Origin of the sequence: Prevotella sp. 885, from assembly GCF_002265625.1 — a bacterium.
GTDB lineage: Bacteria > Bacteroidota > Bacteroidia > Bacteroidales > Bacteroidaceae > Prevotella.
The window spans coordinates 33371-60043 of record NZ_NOVE01000005.1 but is presented as its reverse complement, the minus strand read 5'-3'; the positions used below and the strand labels follow the sequence as shown (position 1 = coordinate 60043).

At 50.8% G+C, this 26673-nt stretch carries 20 protein-coding genes and 1 tRNA gene; 8 read left to right on the top strand and 13 right to left on the bottom strand.

Annotated elements, in window-relative coordinates; genetic code table 11:
* Nucleotides 1–33: 33 nt before the first annotated feature.
* From CHL74_RS03325 to CHL74_RS03315, 3 genes are all read right to left on the bottom strand, one after another.
* A complete protein-coding gene (locus tag CHL74_RS03325) occupies nt 34–1023 on the bottom strand; it encodes a hypothetical protein (protein WP_094879720.1) in 990 nt (329 codons plus the stop codon).
* Nucleotides 1024–1163: 140 nt separating this feature from the next.
* Nucleotides 1164–2801, bottom strand: a complete 1638-nt coding sequence (locus CHL74_RS03320) for a RagB/SusD family nutrient uptake outer membrane protein (protein ID WP_094879718.1) — start codon at nt 2799–2801, stop codon at nt 1164–1166.
* Between the two features lie 21 nt (nt 2802–2822).
* Entirely contained in the window at nt 2823–5903 is a 3081-nt protein-coding gene (locus CHL74_RS03315) for a SusC/RagA family TonB-linked outer membrane protein (protein WP_441339034.1), read from the bottom strand.
* A 449-nt stretch (nt 5904–6352) separates the two neighbouring features.
* Between CHL74_RS03315 and CHL74_RS03310 the strand changes: the two genes are divergently transcribed.
* A complete protein-coding gene (locus CHL74_RS03310; RefSeq protein WP_094879715.1) occupies nt 6353–7363 on the top strand; it encodes a class II fructose-bisphosphate aldolase in 1011 nt (336 codons plus the stop codon).
* A gap of 446 nt (nt 7364–7809) precedes the next feature.
* Here CHL74_RS03310 and CHL74_RS03305 read toward each other — a convergent pair whose 3' ends face one another.
* The 10 genes from CHL74_RS03305 to CHL74_RS03260 all read right to left on the bottom strand — a co-directional run bounded on the left by CHL74_RS03305 (nt 7810) and on the right by CHL74_RS03260 (nt 19075).
* Nucleotides 7810–9231 carry a tetratricopeptide repeat protein gene (locus CHL74_RS03305; RefSeq protein WP_094879713.1) on the bottom strand — a complete coding sequence of 474 codons (1422 nt, stop codon included), beginning with the start codon at nt 9229–9231 and terminating at the stop codon, nt 7810–7812.
* Between the two features lie 179 nt (nt 9232–9410).
* The gene (locus CHL74_RS03300; RefSeq protein WP_094879791.1) at nt 9411–10376 is read right to left on the bottom strand and encodes a PstS family phosphate ABC transporter substrate-binding protein; all 966 of its coding nucleotides are present in this window, start codon (nt 10374–10376) and stop codon (nt 9411–9413) included.
* Nucleotides 10377–10639: 263 nt separating this feature from the next.
* A complete protein-coding gene (locus tag CHL74_RS03295) occupies nt 10640–11473 on the bottom strand; it encodes an energy transducer TonB (protein ID WP_094879711.1) in 834 nt (277 codons plus the stop codon).
* A gap of 30 nt (nt 11474–11503) precedes the next feature.
* Nucleotides 11504–12151 carry an ExbD/TolR family protein gene (locus CHL74_RS03290; RefSeq protein WP_094879710.1) on the bottom strand — a complete coding sequence of 216 codons (648 nt, stop codon included), beginning with the start codon at nt 12149–12151 and terminating at the stop codon, nt 11504–11506.
* A 3-nt stretch (nt 12152–12154) separates the two neighbouring features.
* Nucleotides 12155–12769: an ExbD/TolR family protein gene (locus tag CHL74_RS03285; protein WP_094879708.1), complete on the bottom strand. Its 615-nt coding sequence runs from the start codon at nt 12767–12769 to the stop codon at nt 12155–12157.
* Between the two features lie 30 nt (nt 12770–12799).
* Nucleotides 12800–13639, bottom strand: a complete 840-nt coding sequence (locus CHL74_RS03280; protein ID WP_094879707.1) for a MotA/TolQ/ExbB proton channel family protein — start codon at nt 13637–13639, stop codon at nt 12800–12802.
* A gap of 264 nt (nt 13640–13903) precedes the next feature.
* Entirely contained in the window at nt 13904–15097 is a 1194-nt protein-coding gene (locus CHL74_RS03275) for a pyridoxal phosphate-dependent aminotransferase (protein ID WP_094879705.1), read from the bottom strand.
* A gap of 262 nt (nt 15098–15359) precedes the next feature.
* Nucleotides 15360–16571 carry a bifunctional 3,4-dihydroxy-2-butanone-4-phosphate synthase/GTP cyclohydrolase II gene (locus CHL74_RS03270; protein WP_094879704.1) on the bottom strand — a complete coding sequence of 404 codons (1212 nt, stop codon included), beginning with the start codon at nt 16569–16571 and terminating at the stop codon, nt 15360–15362.
* 21 nt (nt 16572–16592) lie between these two features.
* Nucleotides 16593–18503, bottom strand: a complete 1911-nt coding sequence (locus tag CHL74_RS03265; protein WP_094879703.1) for an LptF/LptG family permease — start codon at nt 18501–18503, stop codon at nt 16593–16595.
* Nucleotides 18504–18679: 176 nt separating this feature from the next.
* Entirely contained in the window at nt 18680–19075 is a 396-nt protein-coding gene (locus CHL74_RS03260; RefSeq protein ID WP_094879701.1) for an START-like domain-containing protein, read from the bottom strand.
* Between the two features lie 163 nt (nt 19076–19238).
* Here CHL74_RS03260 and CHL74_RS03255 point away from each other — a divergent pair.
* From CHL74_RS03255 to rodA, 7 genes are all read left to right on the top strand, one after another.
* Nucleotides 19239–19312, top strand: a tRNA-Met gene (locus CHL74_RS03255).
* Nucleotides 19313–19977: 665 nt separating this feature from the next.
* A complete protein-coding gene (locus CHL74_RS03245; protein ID WP_094879699.1) occupies nt 19978–20571 on the top strand; it encodes an IMP cyclohydrolase in 594 nt (197 codons plus the stop codon).
* Nucleotides 20572–20631: 60 nt separating this feature from the next.
* Entirely contained in the window at nt 20632–21654 is a 1023-nt protein-coding gene (locus CHL74_RS03240) for a rod shape-determining protein (protein ID WP_094879698.1), read from the top strand.
* A 99-nt stretch (nt 21655–21753) separates the two neighbouring features.
* Nucleotides 21754–22614 carry a rod shape-determining protein MreC gene (mreC, locus tag CHL74_RS03235; protein ID WP_094879696.1) on the top strand — a complete coding sequence of 287 codons (861 nt, stop codon included), beginning with the start codon at nt 21754–21756 and terminating at the stop codon, nt 22612–22614.
* A 15-nt stretch (nt 22615–22629) separates the two neighbouring features.
* Nucleotides 22630–23130: a rod shape-determining protein MreD gene (mreD, locus tag CHL74_RS03230; protein WP_094879695.1), complete on the top strand. Its 501-nt coding sequence runs from the start codon at nt 22630–22632 to the stop codon at nt 23128–23130.
* Nucleotides 23130–25115, top strand: a complete 1986-nt coding sequence (gene mrdA / locus CHL74_RS03225; RefSeq protein WP_094879694.1) for a penicillin-binding protein 2 — start codon at nt 23130–23132, stop codon at nt 25113–25115. Before mreD ends, mrdA begins: the two co-directional genes overlap by 1 nt.
* A 27-nt stretch (nt 25116–25142) precedes the next feature.
* Entirely contained in the window at nt 25143–26612 is a 1470-nt protein-coding gene (gene rodA / locus CHL74_RS03220; RefSeq protein WP_094879692.1) for a rod shape-determining protein RodA, read from the top strand.
* Nucleotides 26613–26673: the final 61 nt, after the last annotated feature.

Below are 26673 nucleotides of genomic sequence, written 5' to 3'. Positions count from 1 at the left end.
GGTTTTGCTAAATTTTTGATTAGCTTTATTGTCTTATTTCAGAAGCTTTGTTATATTTTCAACATTGATACCGGTCATTTCCGAAATCTGTTCTTCTGTCATTCCCTTGGCGAATAGTGCTTTAGCCATATTGCGTAGCTGTTCGTTCTGCTGCGAAAGCTGTTCGCTCTGCTGCGAAAGTTGTTCGCTCTGCTGCGAAAGCTGTTCGTTCTGCTGCGAAAGCTGTTCCTCTTGTTCTTTCAGTATTTTGTCTCGCTGCATGATGGCAGTGTCGCGATCCTCAATGGCCTTATAGTATTCGTCCTCGACGTTCATATCCTGTCGCATCTCTGAGTTGGCAGCGGCAGCTGTGAGCTTATGCAGCACGTACAGCATGTCGTTGTCGTCGGCATACTTGTCCTCGTCTATCTTGAGCACCTGCTGCGTGTTGCCCTCCACCTGGGTTTGGTCGAACACGCTGAGCACCTTCTCGAGACGATTGTTCACATTGCCGTGCAGAAGCGGTATCTGAACGATGATACTGTTATGGGTGAGACTCTCCACGAATGGCTCTTCGCTGCCTTCCTTCACGATGTTGCCGTTATAGTCGAACACGTCGTGATTGACGTATACTATCGGTTCATTGATATTTCCGACACGGTGTCCGAGGAGATATACAGCCACCATCGGGTAAGCAAAGCCTTTCTCGTCTTCTTCGCGTATGTTGCTCTTGTTGCTGTATTGTGCTCCGAGATACTGGCGGAAACGGAGTGTTTCTGTGTTGAGCCATGTCTTCTGCAGCTCAATCAGCACAACACGGTTCTTCTCCACATCGCCTTCGCACTCACGAACGGTAGCCGCGAAGTCAATGCGGAACATAGAGAGCGTGTCGCGTGTGGTGTTGCTGTATTCATGCGGACGTACCGTCACGTGCACCACTTCTTTCTTCAGCAAAGCGGACAGCATGGTCTTGGCTATGCGCTCGTCCTCCATGATGTATTTGAACACGGAGTCGTAAATCGGGTTGGCTACATGTATAAACATAACTTTCTGGTTTTATTGTTTTTACAAAAGTAGATAAAATATTCCGAATAACGAGGCTGTTACATAAAAAAACTCCGCACGGCAATCTTTCATCGCCATGTGGAGTCTTTATCTGTAGCGTATCATTACGCTCGGTTTTCTTACTTGGTGTAGCCCTCGTTCTGCTTCAGAGCGCCACCAGACTTTGTGATTTCGGTTGACGGGTAGGGGAAGGCTATCATATAGTCCTGATATGTGCTCTTGTTCTGATAGTCCTCATAGTCGCCTACGGTGAAGGTGCTGTTCCAGTCAGAACGGTCTGCATAGTGGCGGGCACGCGGATGAGCGTTGAGCTCCTTCGATGCGCAATCCTTTATTTCTGCGTCACCAGAGTGATACCAGCGCTTCAGGTCGTAGAGGTGGTCGGTGAACTCGAAGGCAAGCTCGCAGCGGCGCTCGTGATAGAGGTCGGTCCATGTGGCGTTGCCGGTGAGCGGAGTGAGGTGAGAGCGTGTACGGATGCGGTTGATGTCTGTGGCAGCCTTGTCGGCATGACCGGTGGCGAGGTAAGCCTCGGCGCGGAGCAACAGCATGTCTGCGAAGCGTACAAGCGGGAGGTTTACGCGGGCTGTAGGCCAGTTGCCGTTGGAGCTGACGTATGCCTTTGTGGCGTCCTCGTGCTTGAACGGATCCATATACTTGTTGATCATGAAGCCCGACTCGACGTCTGACGTAGAGAAGAACTTGCGTGTTTCGCCGAAGAACTGGAACTCCTGTCCGTACTCGAGGACTGAGCGGGTGATGCGGGCGTTGCCGGCACCGTCCTTAAGCATTTCCTCGAAGATGTCTAAAGAGGGCTTTATCTGGCCCCAACCGTTGTAGATGCCCCAACCCTTGTTCTCAAGGATTACGCCGGGGAATTCAGAACCACCGGGGGTGTCGCCACCGGTTCCGGCGATGCCGAAGAGATACTCCTTGGTCCAGTAGTTGGCAAAGTCTGAAGAGAAGACATCGGCAAACTCAGGAGCGAGGTCGCGACCGTAGTCGCTCTCCAGAGAGTTGACCATCTTTATGACGTTCTCCCACTGTGTCTTGTCCCATGTAGCCCAGTAAGCGTAAACCTTGGCCTTGTATGCCACGGCTGCTGCCTTGTGTGCACGACCGCGATTGTCAATGTCGTATTCCTCAAACTTGGGCAGGTAATTGATGGCGTTGTCGAGGTCTTCGATGATAAGCTTGTAGTTGTCCACTACAGAAGCCTGCTGCTTTGGGATGGAGTTGTCGTATCCGCCGGGATAGTCCTCATAGCGTGTGAATGGCACGCCCTGCTTGTCCGTGCCGTAACGGTAAGCCACGTAGAAATGGCTGAAGGCACGCATGAAGTAAGCCTCGCCGAGAGAACGCTTCTCCACATTGGTGAGCGCCTTTGACGATTCCTTCTTCAGAAGCTGGTCGACCACCCAGTTGGAGCGCGACACTATGTTCATCAGACGCTCGTATGTGCCCTTCAGCGGACTCTCCTCGCCGGTGTACTGGAGTGTGGCGAGAGTGTTGTAGTTGCGGGTACGTCCCCAAACAATGTCGCATGCGCCACCCTGCTCCCAGAACATTTCGCGACCGAACAGTCCCTCCTGATGGATGGGGGCATAGAGAGCGTCCACGGCGTCAATGGCCTGGTCGTCATTAGTGAAATATAGCGTCGTGGTAGGGTCGCCTTCCTTCTGTACGTCGAGGAAATCGCTACACGAACTAAGCAGTGCCGCAGAAAGCACGGCAGTCAATAAATATTTTGCTTTCATAGATATTGCTTTTTTGTAGGATTAGTAAGTAAGTTTCACGCCGAATGAGAAAGTACGTGCCACCGGATACTTCATAGCGTCCCATCCGCCACACTCGGGATCGATGCCCGTGTAGTCGGTGATGGTGAAGAGGTTCTCACCGCTGACGTAAACGCTGAGGCGGCTGCTGCGGCTGTTAAGGTGAGCGCACTTGCGGAGAAGATTGGTGAGGTCGTAGCTTACGGTCACGTTCTTCAGACGCAGGTAAGAAGCGTTCTCCAAGTACCAGTCAGAAGCTGTAGAGAAGTTGCCGTTAGGATCGTTCTTCGAGAGACGCGGAATGTCAGAGCCGCGGTTGGTCTCGCTCCATGCGTCGAGGATGCGCGAGTCGCGGTTGAAGTTGCCCTCAACGTCAGAGAGAGTCATACACTTAGCCACGTTCATGGCCTTGGCACCTGCCACGCCCTGGAGCATTGCAGAGAACGAAAGGTCCTTCCATGTGAAGCCGCCTGAGAGCGAGAAGGTGTACTTCGGAGTGGCAGAGCCACAGTACTGGCGGTCGTCATCGGTGATCTTGCCGTCGCCGTTCTTGTCGATGAACTTCAGGTCGCCAGCCTTTGCGTTAGGCTGGATGCGGTTGCCGTCCTTGTCGACGTATGCAGCTGCTTCTGCGTCGCTCTGGAAGATTCCTGCGTTCTTGATAAGATAGAACGATCCGAGGGGCTGACCCTCTGCGTCCTGATAGCAGTAAGGAATGATGCGGAACGAGCCGTCGCCGGTCCATACGCCCTTGTTGCCTTCAGCGTCCTTCACGCCTATGTCGCTAACCCAGTTCTTCAGCCATGAGAAGTTGCCGCTTACGAAGTATGACCAGTCCTTGTTGATGCGGTCGTTCCAGTTAATGGATGCCTCGAAGCCACGGTTGCGAACCTCGCCTTGATTGACGAGCATAGCGTCCAGACCGATAGAGCTTGGCCAGTTCATTGATTGTGTCTGGATGAGGTCGAAGGTGCGCTTCTCGTACCAGTCGAATTGCATAGCCAAGCGGTCGTTGAACATGTTGATGTCAAGACCGAGGTCGAACTGCTCGGATGTCTCCCAAGTAAGGTTGTTGTTGAGAGCTATAGAGTTATAGATGAATGTATCCCACAACTTGTTTTTCTCGACACCGTACTGTGCCTGCTCCTGCCATGAGTTCTTTGAGAGCAGAGCCGAGCGATAGTTGTAGCCGATGGAACCGAGGTTGCCCACACGACCCCAAGAAGCGCGGAGCTTCAAGAGCGATACTACGTCATTCTTCGGAAAGAACGACTCGTTGGAGATTTTCCATCCAGCTGTGACAGCGGGGAAGTCGCCGTGGTTCTTTGTCTTGGGCAGACGGCCGGCATAGTCGCGACGCCAAGAAGCGGTGAGGAAGTAGCGGTCGTCGTAAGAGTAAGCCAAGCGGCCGATGAGCGAGACGTTGGCGTCAGGACCGGTGAGATAGTCCTTGGCGGATACTGATCCGGCGTAAGCGAGATACTGCAGGTAAGCCGACTCGTCAGCGAATGTCTTGCCGTTTACCTCGAAGCCGCGCACGTTGTAGTGGTCGGCGGTGGTGGAGAAGAGGGCGCCTACGGTGTGCTTGCCGAAGGTATTGTCATAAGTAAGCGTGTTCTCCGTCTTCCACTGGTCGGTGCGGTATGTGCTCTCGTCGAGAGAGTTGGCACCGTCAGGCTTGCCCACCTCGTCACGACGCGGTGAGAACTGCTTGTAGTAGTTGGTCTGGAGATTGTATGTGAAGCGGCTCACGAACTTCAGTCCAGGAATGACGTTGCCGATTTCCAACGATGTGGTAGACCATGCGTCGTTGGTGCGGTTGAAGATATTCTTAGATGAGAGAGTGCTTATCGGATTGACAGCATCGCCGTGGATGTCAGCGAAAGATCCGTACTTGGCTATGTATGCAGGATCCTCCGTTGTGGTGCCTCCGAATCCGCTCTGTGTGAACGGGCTGTATACGGTGGCGCTGGCAGGCATGTAGATGGCGGAGAGGATAGGTCCGGTATAGCCTTCGTTTGTGGCTGTGGTGCGGTTCTCCGTGTTCTTCCATACGAAGTCTTCGCTGATGGATACCCACTTGTTGAGCTGATACTTGCCGGTGTAGTGGAGGGCGAGGTTCTTGTTGAAAGTGTAGCGCATGATTCCCTCATCGTTGTCGTAAGCGAATGAGAGGCGGTTGGTGGATGTCTCGTTGCCGGTGCTGAGCGCTACGTTATGGCGCTGATAGAAGGCGGTGCGGAACACCTCGTCCATCCAGTTGGTGCGTGTGGTGCCCACCCACGGGTTCTTCGTAACGTCCCAACCTGTGGGCAGATTCATTCCTGCACTGGCATACGAGCGCTTGCGCATCTCAATCTCCTGCTCGGCGTTGAGCGGAGTGGGGAGGTTCATGGCGTTGCGGATGCCAACCATGCCGTCGTACGAGATGGATGTCTGGCCCTTCTTGGCTTTCTTTGTGGTTACGAGCACTACGCCGCCCGCTCCGGACTGTGCACCGTAGATGGCAGCCGAAGCGGCGTCCTTGAGCACTACGATAGACTCGATGTCGTTAAGTGAAGCGATGGGAGCGCCGGGCACTCCGTCAACCACCCACAGCACGTTGTCGCCGTTCTGTGAGCCTTGGCCACGGATTACGATGTTGGGATTGGCTGTCGGGTCGCCGCCGTCAGCTGTGACGGTCACACCGGCAAGCTGTCCCTGAAGCATGCCCTCTGTAGAGGTAACAGGGCGTACGGCGAGTTCGTCTACGTTGCTGACAACGCCGATGGCAGCCGAAAGGTCCTTCTTCTTTGTGGCTGTGCCATAACCGATAGCAACCACCTCGTTCAGCATTTTGCTGTCCTCACGGAGTGTGATGTTAAAGTCTTTGGCGTTCTGGATGGCCTTGAACGTCTCAGGCAGATATCCGATGTATGATACCTCTACGCTTGCTCCCGGCTTCACCTGCATGGCGAAGCGTCCGTCTATGTCGGTGATGGTTCCTGCCTTGCCGCCTACCATCTTCACAGATGCTCCGATGACAGGTTCGCCATTGGCATCCTTTACGACACCCTTGATGGTTATGCTTCCATACTGCTGCATAAGCACCTCAGGGCTCTTCTTGTAGACAGTGCCAGCATAAGCCGAGGAGGAAAATGATAGCATGGAACATGCGGCGGCTCCGAAGAAGCCCCACATCCAATTCTGTTTAGAAAAACCTTTTCCCATGTTTCTTGATTTAAGTTATAAAAAATATGATGTAGTTTTCTTGATATTTTGTTTTAGTATGATATGGTTACGTATATCCACACGGTGCAAATGTAGTGATAATGTTCCGATTATCCAATCATTTGTTCTGATATTTACTACTTATATGCGCTTTTTATTCCAATCGTAATGTTTATGAAATGTAAACTGGGGATAGCAGAAATACTAATGTAATGTAAAAAAATGAATGTTAACTTTGTAGTGACAAATTAATATGTTAACTTTGCACTTAGTAAAAAAACGATATATATAAACGTTTTATAAAAACTATTTTTTATACAATTATGGTAAACTACAAAGAATTGGGCTTGGTGAACACTCGTGATATGTTCGCAAGAGCCATCAAGGGTGGTTATGCTATCCCTGCATTCAACTTCAACAACCTCGAGCAGCTCCAGGCCATCATCAAGGCTTCTTCAGAGCTCAAGTCGCCGGTTATCCTTCAGGTTTCTAAGGGTGCCCGCAACTACGCTAACGAGACTCTTCTCCGCTACATGGCAGAGGGTGCCGTTGAGTATGCTAAGGAGCTTGGCTGCAAGCATCCTGAGATTGTTCTTCACCTTGACCACGGTGACAGCTTCGAGCTTTGCAAGAGCTGTGTAGACCTCGGCTTCTCTTCAGTAATGATCGACGGTTCTGCTCTTCCTTACGAGGAGAACATCGCTCTTACAAAGAAGGTTGTAGACTACGCTCATCAGTTCGACGTAACTGTAGAGGGTGAGCTCGGTGTATTGGCAGGTGTTGAGGACGAGGTTTCTTCAGACGTATGCCACTATACAAAGCCTGAGGAGGTTATCGACTTCACAAGCCGCACAGGTGTTGACTCACTCGCTATCTCTATCGGTACTTCTCACGGTGCTTACAAGTTCACACCGGAGCAGTGCACACGCGACCCGAAGACCGGCAAGCTCGTTCCTCCTCCATTGGCATTCGACGTCCTCGACGAGATCATGGAGAAGCTCCCTGGATTCCCAATCGTTCTCCACGGTTCTTCTTCAGTTCCCCAGGAGTATGTTGACATGATCAACGAGTTCGGTGGCAAGTTGCCCGACGCTGTTGGTATTCCTGAGGAGCAGCTCCGCAAGGCTTCTAAGAGCGCTGTTTGCAAGATCAACATCGACTCTGACTCACGTCTCGCATTCACCGCTGCTGTTCGCAAGGTATTCCACGACAAGCCAGGTGAGTTCGACCCGCGTAAGTACTGCGGTCCCGCTCGCGACCTCATGGAGCAGATGTACAAGCACAAGATCATTGACGTGCTCGGCTCTGACAACAAGCTCGCTCAGCTCGACTAATCGAGTGGCTTGACCAAGCAACCAAACTAACAACGCGCCCAGAATCCGAAAGTTTCTGGGCGCGTTTGCTGTTTATAGGAATGTAAGCAAGGTCTATTTGGGAATATAATATGCCATATCCTCCTCGTTTTGCATTGTAATATAAATTACAGTTTATTTAGTTGAGAGTTGAGAATGGAGAGTTGAGAGTTATGATATGTATGATAGTTAATATATTGATTATTATACACTTAATAAGGTAATCATCACTCTCAAATTTCAACTCTCAACTCTCAACTCTCAACTTCGTTAGATAAATTCCTGTTTACCCATTCCTTTAACGTAAACAAAAAAGAGATTGCTCGGTGAGGATGTATAACCCTCAACTGAGCAATCTCTTGTTATTTTAGTAATGATAAGTGTTCTGTCTGAACATTGCGGTTCTGTCTGAGAACCCTAACAACACCTTACTTGATGTTCATGATCTGTGTTGCGTTGGGATCGTCAGGACGAATCTCAAGCAGCTTGGCAGCCCAGTGCTTAGCTTCTGTCTTCTTGTCGTTCTGGATATAGTGAACGGCGAGATATGTGTAAGCTGTAGCCAGCTTGTTAACGTCAGAATCAGTCTTGTCTGCCTTTGCCTCTACCAGCTCGACGAGCTTCTTGTAGTATGGGAGAGCGATACCAGCCTTTACGTCCGGGTTGATGAGGTGATAAACAGTAGCCTGCTTGTTTACAGCGTAGATGGCAGCATAGTCGAACTTTTCTGCAATCTTGCCGTACATGTCGGCAGCGTTCTTGTAAGCTGCGTCCTTGTCTGCGTCTGTTGTAGCTGCTTCAGCCTGCTCCAGATAGATGTCTGCGAAGCTGTCGTAGTCCTTGTATGTGATTTCGTCACCCATAACCTCAAGATACTTGTTGTAAGCGGCTACAGCCTCAGGGAACTGCTTGCCCTTTGAGTAAGCCATGGCGATGAGCTTGTTAACTTCCTTGTTCTCAGGGTCAACCTCTGAAATCTTCTTGTAAGCGTCGACAGCTGCCTGTGTGTCGCCAGTGTTGATGAGAGCGTCAGCATAGTAGCTGTAGTCAGCAGCAGTGTACTTGATGGTGTCAGTAGCGGCGAAGAGATTCTTGCCGTATGTCACTGCCTCTGCATACTTCTTCTGCTTGTCTGCTGCGAAGAGACCGATACGGTTGAATGAGCTGTACTGCGGATACTTGTGGATACCTGCGTCTGCGAGGTTCTGAGCCTTCTCGAACTCGTCGAGTACGTATGCTGTAGAAGCATAGTCGAAGAGGATGTAGTCCTCAAGAGTAGAAGGATCCTGCACCTTGTTGTAATAGTTCATTGCCGACTTCAACTGGTTGTTTGAAGAGTACATATAACCAGCAGCTGCATCAACAGGATAGTCAGGCTTAACAGAGCGGAGCTTCTCAAGCATAGCTACTGCACCCTGCGGGTCAACCTTCTGGTAAACACGGGCGTACTTTACGTATGCAGAGGGTTCCTGCGGAGCCTGCTGTGTGGCCATCTCATAGTAAGATGCTGCTTCACCACCGTTGTCCTCTGCTGAGGCAATGTCGCCGCGGAGGATATAGCCAGCTGCGTCGTTCTTGCCGAACTTCATAGCCATGTCGGCGTAAACCTTAGCCTGCTCATAATTCTTGGCTGTGAGGAAAGCGCGTCCGAGACCTGCAAGAGCTTCTGCGTTCTTCTTGTTGGCCTTCATGAAGTCCTTCACCTGAGCCTTTGTGGCGTTGACGTCACCCTTGGCGTCTACTACTACTTTTGTGATGGCTGTTACCTGTGACTTAACGTCCTGTGCCATTGACGGAGCTGAGATGCTGAGCATCATGGCTCCTGCTACGAGATATTGTATTGTTTTCATAATTCCTTTTTCTTTTTAAGAATGTTCTACATTTAGTTTTGCTGTTCTCTTGTATTGCCGCTTCTTTCCTTTTGTGCATTGACGCAAGGAATGTGTTATAGTTTAAACGCTGATTGCGCGAAACTATTGTGTATATGTAGGATTTTACCTTTGTTTAACTTCTGTCAGCACCTTTTTGCTTAATTGCTGACGTTCACGTCCCTGATGGTTATCTCTCCTCTTGTAGGCAGCAGACCCGACTTGAAGATGATGAGCTGACCGCGTGGCGACTCAATGAAGTGGGCGAATCCCCAGGGTAGTCCTCTTCTGCCGTCATTGAGCAGGGCGTAGATGGTGCGCACGAACGGATAGCGTCCGTTGAGGAGCCATGCCTGATAAGGCTTCCATGAGTTCATTGGTGTGGCGACGTCAAGCTTCGAAACCGACATTACTGTTATGGCTTTGTTCCATGTCGTGTTGGTGGTGTCGCGCTTGTCGTTCAGCCAGTTCGATCCGATGATGCCGATGGCGTTCGGAGTGCGTGCCACGTAGTCAATAACGTCTTTTGAGTTCTTTGCTGCGAAGATATTGGGATTGTCGATGGTCTTGCCACCGAGGATTGAGTCTACGCAGTAGCTTACAGCGCTTGAACGCTTGTTATCGAAGCATACCCAAATCTCGCCCAGCTTCGAACCTTTGTTTACCTGGTTCCAGTTTGTTACCTGTCCTGTGAGGATTCGCTTAACGTCCTTGACGGTAATGCATGAGTCGAGGTTGTTGTTATTGCATATCAGCGCCATGCCATCGTATGCGAGAGGTACAGCCTCAGGTATCTGGTTGAGGCCCTTCAGATAGGCTTTCTCCTTCTCTGTGAAGTTGCGTGCTGCGATGGTCAGCCATACCTTGTTCTTGAGCAAGAGGTTTACGCCGTCCACTTCGGGGATGTAGTTGGGCACTAATTTGGTGTTAGGATATAATGCCTCGTACACTTCTTTCTGCTCTTCGATGATGGGGCTGAAGCTTTCGTCGCAAGCGAATGTTATCTTACCGGACGTTGTTGTGTCTGTACGTCCGTCCTTGTTTGGCTTCTTCTGTGTGCATGCCGCCATAAGTACAACCATGATGGCGACTGTCATTATATATATAGTATTTGCTATTCTTTTCATATCCATGTTGTTTGTGCCGATTAATGAGTTGCTTTTCTAATCTCTTGGTGATATACTTTACTTCTCAAATCGCATCGGCGTTTTACTGTTTATCTCAGGGTGTTTGTTGTTTTTTGTTTAAATCGAGCCACCCTTGCGGCTTCCTCAGCAAAGCCGTGGAAGCCACAAGGGTGGCTATTCGCATTCCAATCCTACATGTTTCGGTAAGATTTTGTAGTGTTCATTTCAAATTGTGGTTGTAAGCCTTGATGTTTCAGGCTGCATTACTGCAGACGGAACGATACAGGAACCTGATACTTAACGCGAACGGCAGAACCGTTCTGCTTACCAGGAGTCCACTTCGGCATGCTCTTCACCACGCGCATAGCCTCACGGTCAAGTGACGGGTCAACGCCACGGAGGATTTTTACGTCAGTGATAGAACCGTCACGCTCTACGACGAAGCCCACAACGACACGACCCTGCACGCCGTTCTCAGCAGCAACAGTCGGGTAGTGGATGTTGTCGCGGAGGTAACCCATAAGAGCTCCGTCGCCGCCGGGGAACATAGGCATCTGCTCTACTACGGTGAAGATCTTAGTCTCCTCAACCACGTGCTTCGGAGGCTCCGGAGCAGCGATATCTTCCTTAGCCTTGAGCACAGCGCCACCTACCTCGTCGTTACCCTCAACAGTGAAGGCGCCGACAGCCTTGTCGCTCTTCTGTACCTCATCGAGCTTGATCTCGTCCTCTTCCTTCACCTCGCTATCCTTCTTGATGACAGGAGCGGTGAACTTAACTGAAGACTTAACCTGCTCAACAACCTTTTCAGGCTCTTGCTTGATGATTTCCTTCTTCTCAACCTTGGCTTCCTTCTTCTCTGTGTTCAGCTTGGCAAGCTCAACGGCCTGAGTGTTCTCGACCTTCTTGTTTGCCTCTGCCATTTTCTGAAGTTGGAGTCCGAGATAGAGGAGTGCTGCAGCAAGGCCTACGATGATTAACGCCCAAACATTACGCTTGGCAGTGCCCTTGCGCAACTTATAGGCTCCATATGCCTGGTTTCTGCCCTCGAATACAAGGTCAGTCCATTCATTGGATATCAAATCTATTTTTGACATTTCTTAGTCCTTTCTTTAATTAATAGTCATTTACTTGATACCTTTTGAGGCAAGGAGCTTAGCGTCCTGCTCATTGATCTTGTCAATGACGTATGTACCAATACTGCAGATAGTCATCTCGTCCAAAGCATCCACCATGTTCTTGTAAGATGCCTCGTCTGTACACTTGATAATGATGGTCATTGTCGGCACCTTGCCTGTCTCAAGCTCACCCTTCTTGATCTTAGTCAGAGCAGCGTCATACACTTCCTCCGGATAAGCAGCGGGGTTAGCGAGCTTCTTCTTGTCAAGAGCGTCCTTTGCCATCATGATATCCTTAACAGGCTGCGAACCGTCCTCTGTGATGTGGTTGAAGAGCACCGAGCGGATACCCTTCTGGCCCCATGATGTTTCCTTCAGACAGTTAGGGTCATCATACTTTGGCAAGCCATCCACGTGATAGATCTTGTCGTTACCACACACATAAATGGTGACGGTCTGTGATGCCTTAGCAGCGTTACGATCCTTATCAGAGATCTTCTCGTCGTTAGAAGGCATGGTAAGGTTCATAGTCTGAGGCTTAGCCAAAGATGTACAGAGCATGAAGAACGTGATAAGAAGCATCATCATGTCCACCATAGGCGTGAAGTCCACGCGGGTCTGCATCTTTTTCTGTCTGCTTGCTTTTTTCTTTGCCATGTCTTAGTCCTCCGATTTTGATTTAAGCGCGGTAATGAGATAGTAACGGTTCTCGCTCATGTCCTGGAGCTCCGACATCATCTTCTTGATGACCTTGTACGGAGTGCCTGCGTCCGCCTTGATGGCGAGCTTCATATCCGAGCCGTTGTTATCGCGAGCCATCTTTATCCAATCCTGGAACTGGCTCATCTTACCGTCCACGCTATCAGTGGGGATACCCTTTGTAGCCTGGAATTCATTCAATCTGTCTTCCTGGTTCAGAGCGGATGCGAGATCCTGCATATTGACACCGATAGTGGCAGCACCCTGAGCAGTTTCAAACTGCTTCTTGGTGAGCTGTACACCGTACTGGTCAGCCATGCCCTGAACGAGCTCGCCCATTCTTCGAGGATTGTCCATACCTACGAAGATTCGGCCGTCCTTGTCGCAGAGTACTGTCAAGACATTCGACTCCGGCACCTTGATTTCAGATACCGAACCCGGAGTAACGACCTTCACTGCCTCGTTCTTCACGAATGTTGATGTCAACATGAAGAATGTCAGCAAGAGGACCATCACGTCCGACATAGGAGTCATGTCTATCCAGACGTCCGCTTTCTTAACTTTTACTTTACCCATAATGATAAATGTTTTAAAGGGTTAGTAAAATTAAGCCTCGTCTGCGTGGTTTGCTTCGTATGTCTTAGCAATAGTGTAACCTACTTCGTCAAGAGCGTATGTCAGCTTATCGATCTTGTTTGAATAGTAGTTATATGATACTACGGCTACCCATGATGTCAAAATACCAGATGCGGTATTAACAAGGGCCTCAGAGATACCTTCTGAAAGCTGGAGAGAGTCACCACCACCACCTGAAGCAAGAGCGGCGAATGAACGGATCATACCAACCACAGTACCGAAAAGAGCGGTAAGAGTACCGAGTGTAACGATAGTAGCGACGATAGGCATGTTCATCTGGAGAGTAGGCATCTCGAGCTGAGTAGCCTCCTCGTGAGCCTGCTGAATCTTAGCCACCTTCTGTGCACGCTTGAGGTTAGGAGTATTCTCCATCTCGTTGTAAGCAGCGATAGAAGCGCCTACTACGTTAGCAACGCTACCCTGCTGCTTGTCGCAGAGCTGCTGAGCCTTAGCCATATCACCAGCTGTGATGGCCTGCTTTACGTTGATGACGAACTTACCGAGTGAGCTCTTACCGAAAGCTGTACGGAGAGCGAAGAAGCGCTCGATAGAGAGAGCGATTACAGAGAAGAGAAGTGTGATGATCACAGGAACGACAACACCACCTTTGTAGACTGTACCCATGAGGTTACCGTCCTTAACCGGCTGTGTCGGATCTCCGTTAACGAAGTGCTCAGGAGCACCAAGGATGTACTTGAAGAAAAGCACTGCGAGTACAAAACATACAAGGATGATAAAGAACGCATTTTTAACACCCTGGAATCCCGAAGACTTCTTCTTCGGATTCACTTTAGCTTGTGTAGTTGCCATAATTGTTTTTAGAATTTAATAAGTTATTAATGGTTATAAAAATTTATCCTTTTGTTTGGGTTTTTTATTAACTTGTTGGTTTTTAAGCTATTTCACTCCATTCCTTTACGCGCAGACGGCGGCTCGTTTCCGCGCCGCTGCTGTTCGTAGAAGTATGGTTTCTATCGATTATGGAATTGATGTTACTGTTTTTGCCACTTGAGCATCGCAAAGTTAGCAATTATTACCAAATAATCGTATTGATAGCCGTCTTTTAACATATTTTTATTTCAGCTTTGCCAGCGTTTCCTTTATGCGTCGCATCGCCTCGCGGATGTTGTCGTCGCTTGTGGCGTAGCTCATGCGGAAGCATTCAGGGTCGCCGAAGGCATCTCCGCCCACTGTCGCTACGTGTCCTTCTTCGAGGAGGAACATTGCGAGGTCTGTTGACGTCTCTATCTTTCTGCCCTCGTAGCTCTTTCCGTAGAAGCTTGAGCACTTGGGGAAAAGATAGAAGGCTCCCTGCGGGCAGTTGACTTCCAGTCCCGGGATTTCCTTGGCGAGGCTTACGATGAGGTCGCGTCTGCGCTCGAATGCCTTACGCATTGTCTCGACGCATTCCTGTGATGTGGTGTATGCTGCCTCTGCTGCTTTCTGGCTTACTGAGCACGGTCCGCTGGTGTACTGTCCCTGGAGCTTGTTGCATCCCTTGACAATCCATTCCGGTGCGGCGATGAATCCGATGCGCCATCCTGTCATTGCGTATGCCTTTGACACGCCGTTGACAATGATGGAGCGTTCCTTCATGCCGGGGAACTGTGCTATGCTTTCGTGGTGACCCACGTAATTGATGTGCTCATATATCTCGTCAGCGAGGACGTAGAGTCCTTCATGACGCTTTATCACTTCTGCGAGTGCTTCCAGCTCCTCCTTTGAGTATACGCTGCCGGTAGGGTTGCTCGGCGAGCAGAGGATGAGCATTCTTGTCTTTGGTGTTATGGCAGCTTCCAGCTGTTCGGGTGTCATCTTGAAGTCCTGGTCGAAACCTGCGTTCACGATGACGGGTGTTCCTCCTGCGAGTTTCACCATCTGCGGATAGCTTACCCAATACGGTGCCGGTATTATCACTTCCTCTCCGTCGTTTACGAGAGCCATTACAGTGTTGCAGACGCTCTGTTTGGCTCCGTTCGACACGAGAATCTCGGACATGCTGTAGTCAAGTCCGTTCTCGTTCTTGAGCTTGGCTACGATGGCCTTGCGGAGTTCAGGATAACCTGGTACTGGAGAGTAGCGCGAGAAGTTGTCTTCGATAGCTTTCTTCGCGGCTTCCTTGATGTGATCGGGGGTGTTAAAGTCGGGTTCTCCTACACTTAAGTTTATAACATCTACGCCTTGTGCCTTCATCTCGCTGCTCTTCTGCGACATTGCGAGTGTGGCTGATGGGGCAAGACGATTGAGGCGATTGGATAATTCTGCCATGTTTTTGAATAGTATTTGTTATAATTTCTTGCAAAATTAAGTATAAAAAATGAGTTTTGCGAAGAAATATTAGTCGAATTGGTAGTCGGAGGATAAAAAACTTTAAAAAAGGGTGATAGCTTTGGCGTTTCGGTTAAAGTAATACACTATATATACAAAACGGGGGGGTAAATCTCACGACCTGCCCCCCGCTATAAAAATACGATAAGATTTTGATTTTAATATTTAGTTGATAAGCTAAATATTCTGCTTTTCCACCTTCTTATTTAAGGTGGAGTGTGTGACCCATGCGGTCGCGCTTAGTGCGAAGATAGCGCTCGTTGTACTCATTGGGCACCACTTCTATAGGCACGTTCTCCACAATCTCAAGTCCGTAAGCCTCCAGGCCGACACGCTTTGTGGGGTTGTTGGTCAGCAAGCGCATCTTGTGTACGCCGAGATGACGAAGCATCTGTGCTCCGCAGCCGTAGTCGCGCTCGTCAGGCTTGAATCCGAGGTGTACGTTGGCGTCCACGGTGTCGTAGCCTTCTTCCTGCAGCTTGTAAGCCTCAATCTTGTTCATCAGTCCGATGCCGCGGCCTTCCTGCTGCATGTAGATGACGACGCCCTTGCCTTCCTTCTCAATCATCTCCATTGCCTTGTGGAGCTGCTGTCCGCAGTCGCAGCGCTTCGATCCGAGGATGTCGCCTGTGGCGCATGACGAATGCACGCGTACGAGGATAGGTTCGTCCTCGTGCCATTCTCCCTTTACGAGAGCCATGTGCTCCAGTCCTGTGCTCTGCTGGCGGAACGGGATAAGGCGGAAGTGTCCCCATTCTGTTGGCATGTCCACTTCTTCTCCCACCTCTATAATAGATTCCTTCTTCAGGCGGTAGGCGATGAGGTCCTTGATGGTGATGATTTTCAGTCCCCATTCCTTTGCCTTTATCTGGAGGTCCGGCATACGAGCCATTGTTCCGTCGTCGTTCATGATTTCCATGAGCGCACCTGCTGGCTGCAGTCCTGCGAGGCGGCAGAGGTCGATGGTGGCCTCTGTGTGTCCGCTGCGTCTGAGCACGCCGTTGTCCTGTGCGTAGAGCGGATTGATGTGGCCCGGGCGTCCGAATGTCTTCGGTGTGGAAGCGGGGTCGGCGAGAGCCTTGATGGTCTCTGCGCGGTCATGGATAGACACGCCTGTGGTGCAGCCCTCGAGCTTGTCCACGGTGACGGTGAACGGTGTGCCGAGCATGCTGGTGTTGTCGCTTACCTGATGGGGGAGGTCAAGCTCCTCGCATCTGGAGAGCGTGATGGGCACGCAGAGCACGCCTCGTGCGTTCTTGAGCATGAAATTCACTTTCTCGGGTGTGATCTTCTCGGCTGCGATGATGAGGTCGCCCTCGTTCTCGCGGTCTTCATCGTCCACGACGATTACGAATTTTCCTTCCTTGAAGTCCTTCACTGCATCTTCGATGCTGCTTAGCTTGAATTCTTCCATATCAGTTATGTTTGTTTTTTTTTATTTGTTTTTAGCGAGTATTATTCTTATTCTGTCTGTTATTATCTGGTTCTCCTGCTTCACTCTCTGCAGGTCTTTCCACAGTCTCAGGCGGAATCGCCACATACGCAGGTAGAGCACGAAGCCCACGGGTATTATAGCTGCCGAAACGATGTTCATCCACTTGCGCTCGAAGGGGCGGGTATGTGCCTTTACTGACATCATCGGGTAGGCGCTCAGATGATTGACGATGGTGCGGTCGCGCGAGTTGCTGAGGTCTTCTATTACGGCTTCCAGTTCCTCGTTGATGTTCTCGATGAGGTGGTCAGGCTCGTACTTGAAGAACACCTTCACCCAGTTGGGTGCGTGCTTCAGCTTGTGCGTAGCCGAGTATTCGGTTATTCTCTCCGTTATGGCGTCCAGTCGTCTGAGGTCGTCAGCGTATGCGGGGTCGTTTATCACAACTTCCTTGCGGTAGATGGGTCGCTTGACGCGCAGTCCGAGCAGTCGTCTCATGATGTCCACGTAGGCGTCCATGTTGAACACCACGGAGTCCTTGTTGGCTTTATACGTGAAGAACACTGCCATCGGTATGAGCACTGCCGGGGCAAGTCCTTTTCCGAACCATATAGCCCACATGCCGCGCTTTGCCATCTGGTATCCCGAGTTGTCGAGGATGTAGTAGAGGATGAACACCAGCACGGATATCAATACCGGCAATCCCAGTCCTCCCTTTCGGATGATGGCTCCGAGCGGAGCGCCGATGAAGAAGAATATGATGCACGACAGCGCCAGCGTTATCTTCGCCACCCATTCTATCTTGTGCAGTCTTATCAGCTTGTCGCCGTCGGTGGTTATCATCGCCTTGAAGCTGAGGTCAGACATCTTCGACTGTGCTTTCTGTACTGCGATGCTTGTGGCAGACCGCTGCTGGTCGAGCGACAGCTTGGCGAAGGTCGAGTCGACGTCATACTTGTCGGTTGCGGCAAGCTTCATTGCCCGCAGCGAGTCGGTCTTCGACACCATCGGCAGGGCAAACGCCATGAGCTTGTCGTCGTTATAGTATGCTCGTCCTATGCTGTCATACGTCTCCTTTATGGAGTCCATGTCGTGCGTTATCTGCGAGAAGCTCTTTCCTCTTGCGTCGTTCGACATTGACGATGCGTCGTTGATGTTGAAGTCGCCGTCATAGTCGAGCAGTATTCGCTTTGACGTGAACGACTCGCGACGGTAGGGCACGGCGGCGCTTCCGGCGAGTTCCTGCGACTGCATGTTCTCAAACCACTCGCCGCTCCATAGCGTCATGAGCAGGTGCTTCTTCTCTGCTGTGGCCTGCAGCATGCCTGAGTCGGCAAGGATGATGGCCTGGTCCTCGTACGATCCTGTCATGCGGTAAATCATGATGGAGTAGAGCTTGCCCGACTTCATGTCCTTGTGGTGGACGTATATGTTCGAGTTGGGTATGCCGTCGTAGAAGATGCCTTCCGGTATTTCGAGCTCCGGGCTTTTCTGCTTCATTGACAAGAGCATGAGCGAGAGCTGTCTTTGTGCGTGGGGTCCGATGGAATTCTGGAAGTAGAGCGATGCGAGGAATGTCAGCAGGGTTATGACAATCAGCGACCGGAAAGCCTGCATCAGTGATATTCCCGCTGCCTTTATTGCCGTCAGCTCCGAGCTTTCGCCCATGTTTCCGAAGGTGATGAGCGACGAAAGGAGGATGGCGAGCGGCAGTGCCTGCGGCACGAGCATCAGTCCCATATACCAGAAAAACTCCGCGAGGACGTCCATTGACAGGCCCTTGCCAATGAGTTCGTCAATATATCGCCACAGGAACTGCATCATCAGCACGAACTGGCAGATGAAGAAGGTTCCTATGAACAGGAGTCCGAACTGCTTGGCTATGAAAATATCTAATTTCTTTATGCGGAACATTACGTTTTGTTTTTACCTTATTATATATAGGCGTATGCGCGATGTCATATTATATTGTATTGCAAAATTAGCATAAATAATTTACATACATCCAAAATACTCGTTAATTTCTTGCGTATGTGCCTAAAATATGGTATTAGTAGCGGTTCGTCCGTGCGCTTTGTGGTGTCATGGAGTCAAACTCCGCACGACTGGTAGAGCCGCTTGAAGTTGTGCTTCCATGCATCTCGGAGCCATTCCATGTCGTCCTCGTCCGTGAAGTCCGTTATATATAATGTATACTGTTGTGTCATCTGGCTTCGCTCCATTCTTATCTCGACGTACGACGTGTCGTCTTCGTCGTCCCATCTCCACACGATTCGCTTAAACTTGTCTATCGTTATCACCGTGGCGCATCTTATTTCGTGATGGCGCCAGTCGTCGCCCCATCCGAATTTAGCCTTGTCGCCGTCAATCTGTACGGAGTCGGCAAGCCATTTCTCCAATCCGGCAGCCGTTCCGATGAGTTGCCAGATGATATTTCGTGATGTGGAGTTAAGGGTGTGCTCTATCTCGATTCTTGATTTTCCCATTATGATAGATCGTTTTTTTTTGTTGTTTGCGTAGTGATTTTAGGGGTGCGACGTCTGTTTTTTCTGCAAAAATACACTTTTTTATCCGAAATATGAATTTTTTCTGCCAAAAGTTTTGGAGGTTAACAAAAATGTATTACCTTTGCACCCGCAATCAAACGATGGCGGGATAGCTCAGCTGGTTAGAGCGCATGATTCATAATCATGAGGTCCCCAGTTCAATCCTGGGTCCCGCTACGAAATTCAGGCTTACAGTTTCTTACTGTAAGCCTTTTTTGTTTTTCTGCTTTTCAGCCTTTTTTGTGGTACTTCCGGAAAATGCAAATATCGCACAAATGGTAAAAATGTGTTACAAAATATTTTTTCGTTTTAGAGAATCAGTTCCACGTTTTTCGTGCTTTTCATGGTGTCCGTCGTCGGCTTGTTGTCTTGTAAAGCCTTTTCTGGCTTCCGATACTGGCTCTTTCGTACGCCTATAGTGGCTCTTTCGCTTCGTCGTAGTGGCTTAATGAGGGCGTTAGAGTGGCTCTTTGGCGGCATGAAAGTAAGGCTTTGCCCATGTTTTTCTTTTGCTTTTCCATTTCCGTCTGCCTTAACTTGCTGTGTATGAGCCGTCTGTCTCAAACCTCTCAAAACTCGAGAATTTCGCACCGAAGATTTCTTTGTGCGTTCAGCTCGCAGTATTGAGCGTTTGAAAGGCAAATATTGTGCTTGTGTGTAGCTCAAATCTGCCACAAGTGGCGGGTGCTCAGTTGCATATGTCAACAAATTTGGTTAAATCAGTAGTTTTTTGAATTTTTATAATAATAATGTCATTGGTTTTTACTAACTTTGCAGTTCAAAGGATAGCTTTTGGCTTTATCCAGGCTCTATAAGAACATAAATTTTACGACAACAAAAAAATGGCTGGTACAAAAAAAATCAAGACCGCGCTTATCTCGGTTTTCCACAAGGATGGTCTCGACGAGCTTCTCAAGAAGCTGAACGAAGAAGGTGTGAAGTTTCTTTCAACAGGCGGCACTCAAACTTTCATTGAGTCACTCGGCTACGAGTGTCAGGCAGTGGAGAGCGTCACCTCTTATCCCTCAATTCTCGGCGGACGCGTAAAGACGCTCCATCCCCGCATTTTCGGTGGCATCCTCGCTCGTCGCGACAACGAAGGCGACCAGCAGCAGATGGCAGAATATGCCATCCCTGAAATCGACCTCGTAATCGTTGACCTCTATCCCTTCGAGCAGACCGTAGCAAGCGGAGCTTCTGAGGCTGACATCATCGAGAAGATCGATATAGGCGGCATCTCGCTCATCCGTGCAGGAGCCAAGAACTTCAAGGATGTGGTTATCGTGCCCAGCAAGGCAGAATACGGCGTGCTTCTCGACATCCTTAACAAGAAGGGCGCTCAGACAGACCTCGAGGACCGCAAGATGTTCGCTACTCGCGCTTTCGGCGTAAGCAGCCACTACGACACTGCCATCCACGCCTGGTTTGAGAAATAAAGAAAAAGACTGTTGCAGAAACAGATACGTTTTTAGATAAGGATAAAGAATACTGAAAATATGGGATTTTTATCATTCGTACAAGAAATTGCGATGGACCTTGGCACTGCCAACACCATCATCATCAGCGATGACAAGATCGTCGTTGACGAGCCGTCGGTAGTGGCTCTCGACCGCCGCACCGACAAGATGATTGCCGTCGGATCGAAGGCGAAGATGATGTATGAGAAGACTCATGACAACATCCGCACCATCCGCCCTCTGCGTGACGGCGTCATCGCCGACTTTACAGCCTGCGAGCAGATGATGCGCGGACTTATCAAGATGGTCCATACAGGCAGCCGTCTCTTCTCGCCGTCGCTCCGCATGGTCATCGGCGTTCCTTCAGGTTCCACCGAGGTGGAGCTGCGCGCCGTACGCGACAGCGCCGAGCACGCTGACGGTCGTGACGTCTACCTTATCTTCGAGCCTATGGCAGCAGCCATCGGCATCGGCATTGACGTGGAAGCCCCGGAGGGCAACATGATTGTCGATATAGGTGGCGGTTCTACGGAGATTGCCGTTATCTCACTTGGCGGCATCGTATCTAACAACTCCATCCGTACCGCAGGTGACGACCTCACCGCCGACATCCAGGAGTATATGTCGCGCCAGCACAACGTGAAGGTTTCGGAGCGTATGGCAGAGCGTATCAAGATACACGTAGGTTCGGCTCTTACCGAGCTGGGCGACGAGGCTCCCGAGGACTTCATCGTACACGGTCCGAACCGCATCACGGCTCTCCCGATGGAGGTGCCCGTATGCTATCAGGAGATTGCACACTGCCTGGACAAGACAGTGGCAAAGATTGAGAACGCAGTGCTCTCCGCTTTGGAGAACACACCGCCTGAACTCTATGCCGACATCGTGAAGAACGGCATCTATCTCAGCGGTGGCGGAGCTCTCCTCCGCGGTCTTGACAAGCGTCTTACAGATAAGATCAACATTCCGTTCCACATCGCCGAGGATCCGCTCCACAGCGTTGCCAAGGGTGCGGGAGTGGCTCTGAAGAACATCGACCGCTTCTCCTTCCTTATGAGATAAGAAAAACGAAAGTAAAACAGTAAAAAAGTAAAGAGGTAAAGTTATCTTTTTACTTTTTTACTTTTTTGCTCTTTTACTTTTTTTCACTTTTAAAACACAATGCGCAACCTATTAGATTTTCTTTCGCGCCATAACCATTGGTTCGTCTTCGTCCTGCTCGAAGTCATCAGCGCCGTGCTGCTCTTCCGCTACAACAGCTATCAGGGCAGCGTGTGGTTCTCGTCAGCCAACGCGGTGTCAGGCAAGCTCTTCGAGTGGAACTCCGCCGTGGGACAGTACTTCTCGCTCATCGACGTGAACGAACAGCTCACCCAGCGCAATATCTATCTGGAGCGTGAGGTGGAACAGCTCAGCGAGAAGCTGCGCACAGCCACACGCGACTCTTCCCTCGTAGAGAAGATGCAGAAGAACGTCATCGCCGGACTGCAGACCATTCCTGCCAAGGTGGTAAGCTCGTCGCTCGACAAGGCCAACAACTTCATCACCATAGACAAGGGCTCACTTGACGGTGTAAAGAAAGACATGGGCGTAATCTGCGGCACGGGTGTCGTGGGCATCGTTTATCTTACGTCAGACCATTATTCGGTCATCATACCGGTGCTCAGCCAGCAGTCGAGCATCAGCTGCGCCATAAAGGGAAGAGGCTATTTCGGTTACCTCAAGTGGACCGGAGGCTCGCCCGCGTCGGCCTACGTGGACGACATACCGCGTCATGCCCACTTCAAGCTGGGCGAGTATGTGGTTACGTCCGGCTATTCTTCCGTGTTCCCGCCGGGCATCTTCGTCGGACGCATCAAGCATGTCTATAACTCAGAGAACGGAATGTCCTATCGTCTGAAGGTGGACCTCTCCACCGACTTCACACGTCTGCGTGACGTCTGCGTCATCAACGACCCCGAAATGGACAAGAAACTCGAAATCCTTCACGCCGCCCAGGATTCCCTGAAGGCGCGTGAGTAAAGAGAAAGGCTTAAAATGAACTTGAATTTCTTCAGAAACATCGTCTTCTTCATCATACTGGTTGTCGTACAGACGCTCGTGCTCAATCATATCCGCCTCTTCGGATGTGCCACGCCGCTGCTGTACGTCTATTTCGTGCTCCCCACACGACGCGATACGCCACGCTGGCAGACACTCCTCTGGAGCTTCGCCATCGGACTTGCCGTGGACGTGTTCTCCAACACGCCGGGAGTGGGAGCGGCTTCGATGACGCTCCTCGGACTTCTCCAGCCTTACCTTCTCACACTCTTCGTGCCCCGCGACAGCGCCGACGACCTCCGTCCGTCGTTCGCCACGCTCGGTACGTCGAAGTATGTCAGCTACACCATCTTCATGGTGTTGGTCTACTGTCTGACGTTCTTCACGCTTGAGGCGTTCAATATGTATAACATCCTGCAGTGGGCTGTCACCGTTGCGGCATGTACGGCACTCACCACGGTACTTATATTGGTAATCGAAAATCTCAGAAGACGATAATGAGCGACTACAATCTCGATAAACGGCGTTATGTGATAGGCGGCGTGGCTATTGCCATTGTCGTGGTCTATATCATACGCCTCTTCACGCTTCAGCTTTTGAGCGACGACTATAAGAAGAACGCCGACTCGAATGCCTTTCTGAAGAAAATAGAATATCCGTCACGCGGAGCCATCTCCGACCGTAACGGCAAGCTCCTCGTATATAATCAGCCCGCTTACGACATCATGGTGATTATGAACGAGGAGAGCGGACGCATCGACACGACAGAGTTCTGCCAGGCGCTCGGCATCACTAAGGAGTTTTTCATCAAGAGGATGAACGACATCAAGGACTACTCGAAGAATCCCGGCTACTCGCGCTATACGCAGCAGATATTCATGAGCCAGCTCTCGTACGAGGAGTTCAGCCGTTTCCGCGAGAAGATGTTCCGCTTCCCCGGCTTCTACGTTCAGAAGCGCAGCATCCGACAGTATCAGTATGGCTATGCGGCGCACATCCTCGGCGATGTGGCTGAGGTATCGCCGGCTGACATCGAGGACGACAGCTATTACCAGCCGGGCGACTATATCGGCAAGCTCGGTGTGGAGAAATATTACGAGAAGGAGCTGCGCGGCGAGAAAGGCGTGCAGGTGCTTCTCCGTGACGCACGTGGACGAATACAGGGACAGTATCAGCATGGCATCTACGACCGCCGGCCGGTGGCGGGCAAAGACCTTACGCTCAGCATTGACGCCAATCTGCAGGCTCTCGGCGAGCGTCTGCTTGAAGGCAAGATGGGATCCATCGTGGCCATCGAGCCTTCCACGGGCGAGGTGCTCTGCATGGTGTCTGCTCCGAGTTACGACCCGCGCATCATGGTGGGACGTTCCAGAAGCAAGAACCACCGTCTGCTATCACGCGACGCATGGAAGCCGCTGCTCAACCGCTCCATCATGGGTATGTATCCGCCGGGATCGACGTTCAAGACCTCACAGGCGCTCACTTATCTAACCGAAGGAATAGTTACGCCGTCGACGGCATTTCCCTGTCACCGCGGATTCTATTGCCGCGGACTTCACGTTGGATGCCACTCCCATTCTTCTCCAATATCCCTTGTGGAGGCCATATCCACATCCTGCAACGCCTACTTCTGTTGGGGACTCTACTATATGATAGGCAGTCGTGCCAAGTATCACACCGTGGAGGACGCCATGAACATGTGGCGTGACTATATGGTTTCGATGGGATTCGGATATAAGCTCGGCATCGACCTTCCCGGCGAGAAGCGTGGTATGATACCGAATGCGGAATACTATGACCGCAACTATCATGGCTCGTGGAACGGACTGACCATCGTCTCCATCTCCATCGGACAGGGCGAGGTGACGCTGACGCCGCTTCAGATAGCCAATCTCGGTGCCACTATCGCCAACCGCGGCTATTTCTATACGCCGCACGTGGTACGTAAGGTGGAGGGCGAACCGCTGGACGACGCTTTCCGCCATCCGCACCATACGAAGGCGTCGCGCCGTGCTTACGACTATGTGGTGGCTGGCATGCGCTCGTCAGCAATGAGGGGAACGTGTAAGATGCTGTCCAGACTGCCCTTTGAGGCATGCGGAAAGACCGGTACGGCGCAGAACCACGGTCGCGACCACTCCGTATTCATGGGCTTCGCACCGATGAACAAGCCTAAGATAGCCATTGCCGTGTACGTGGAGAACGGCGGATGGGGTGCCGACTTCGGTGTGCCCATCGGATCGTTGATGATGGAACAGTATATCAACGGCCATCTGTCGCCGTCGTCAGAGCGGGAGGCTGCCGCTATGCAGGCACGCCGCATCGGATACGGACCGCGTTTCCCTGGACAGGAAAAGGAAAAGAAAGCCAAGATGGCTGCAAAGACCAGAAAGCTGAAGCAGAAAGCGTCGGCTGAAGGTCAGAACGCTGAGGCAGCCAAAGAAAGCGCTGCCAAGCCAGCGGAAGCCAAGACTTCAGAATAAAAAAACAGGAACATTCAAGCAATAAATATGGCAATAAACAAACGTCAGAGTTTATGGACGCAGGTGGACTGGATAACCATTATCCTCTACCTTGCCCTGATGGCATTTGGATGGTTGAGCATCTGCGGTGCCAGCTACACCTTCGGCGAGAACGATATCTTCTCGCTCAGCACCCGTTCGGGCATGCAGATAGTGTGGATAGGCACGAGCATCTGTCTTGGCTTTGTCATCATGATGACCGACACGCGCATCTACGACACCTTCTCCTTTATTATATACGGAGTGTTGCTGCTGCTACTCTTTGCCACCATCTTCAATCCGCACGACATCAAGGGCTCGCACTCTTGGCTGGTGATCGGACCTCTCCGACTGCAGCCGGCTGAGTTCGGCAAGTTCGCCACAGCCCTTGCGCTTGCCAAGCTGATGAGTGCCTACGGATTCAACATACACCGATGGAAGGACTTTGCCGCCGCCTGCGCCATCATCTTCATCCCGATGCTCTGCATCGTGGGACAGCGCGAGACGGGTAGTGCGCTCGTTTATCTCACCTTCTTCCTCATGCTTTATCGTGAGGGAATGCCGGGCAGCATCCTCTTCACGGGAGTGGCGATGGTGGTTTATTTCGTTGTGGGCATCAAGTATGAGGGCGTCGACTTCCTCAATACGCCTACGTCTGTGGGCAAGTTCGCCGTCTTGCTGATGGTTCAGGTATTCACTGCCTGCATGCTTCGCGTCTATCTGGACGACCGTCGCAAGACCAACATCATTCTGGCATATTCCATAGGCATCACCCTGCTCGGCGTGCTTTTCTCCGTTTACGTCATACCGTTTGACGTCACGTGGGTGCAGCTCGTCGTATGTCTCGGCATCATTCTCTATCTGCTTTACGACTGTCTGCGTACGCGCATTCCGCAATACTTCTTTATCCTCGCCTTCTCAGTAGGTTCCATAGCCTTCTTCTATTCGGCTGACTACGTGCTCAACAATGTCATGGAGCCTCACCAGCGAGTGCGCATCAATGTGTTGCTCGGACTGGAGGAAGACCTTGCGGGTGCCGGATATAACGTACATCAGAGTGAGATAGCCATCGGATCAGGTGGCTTGAAGGGAAAAGGATTTCTTAACGGCACGCAGACGAAGCTCAAGTTCGTGCCCGAACAGGACACCGACTTCATCTTCTGCACGGTAGGAGAGGAGGAAGGCTTCATCGGTTCTGCAGGAGTGCTCGTGCTGTTCCTATGCCTTATCCTCCGCCTTATAAAGCTTGCGGAACGTCAGCCGTTCCGTTTCGGCAGAGTTTACGGCTATTGTGTAGCCTCAGTCTTCCTCTTCCATGTGTTCATCAATGTGGGCATGGTGTTGGGACTGACGCCAGTTATCGGCATCCCGCTGCCGTTCTTCAGTTACGGCGGTTCGTCGTTATGGGGTTTCACCATCCTCCTCTTCATCTTCCTCCGCCTCGATGCAGGAAGAAATCTGGCGCAGGGAACGGTATAAGAAAATGAGAGTTCTGCTATTGGAAGTGGCATAAACAGGAATTTAGTGGTGTAATCCGGTT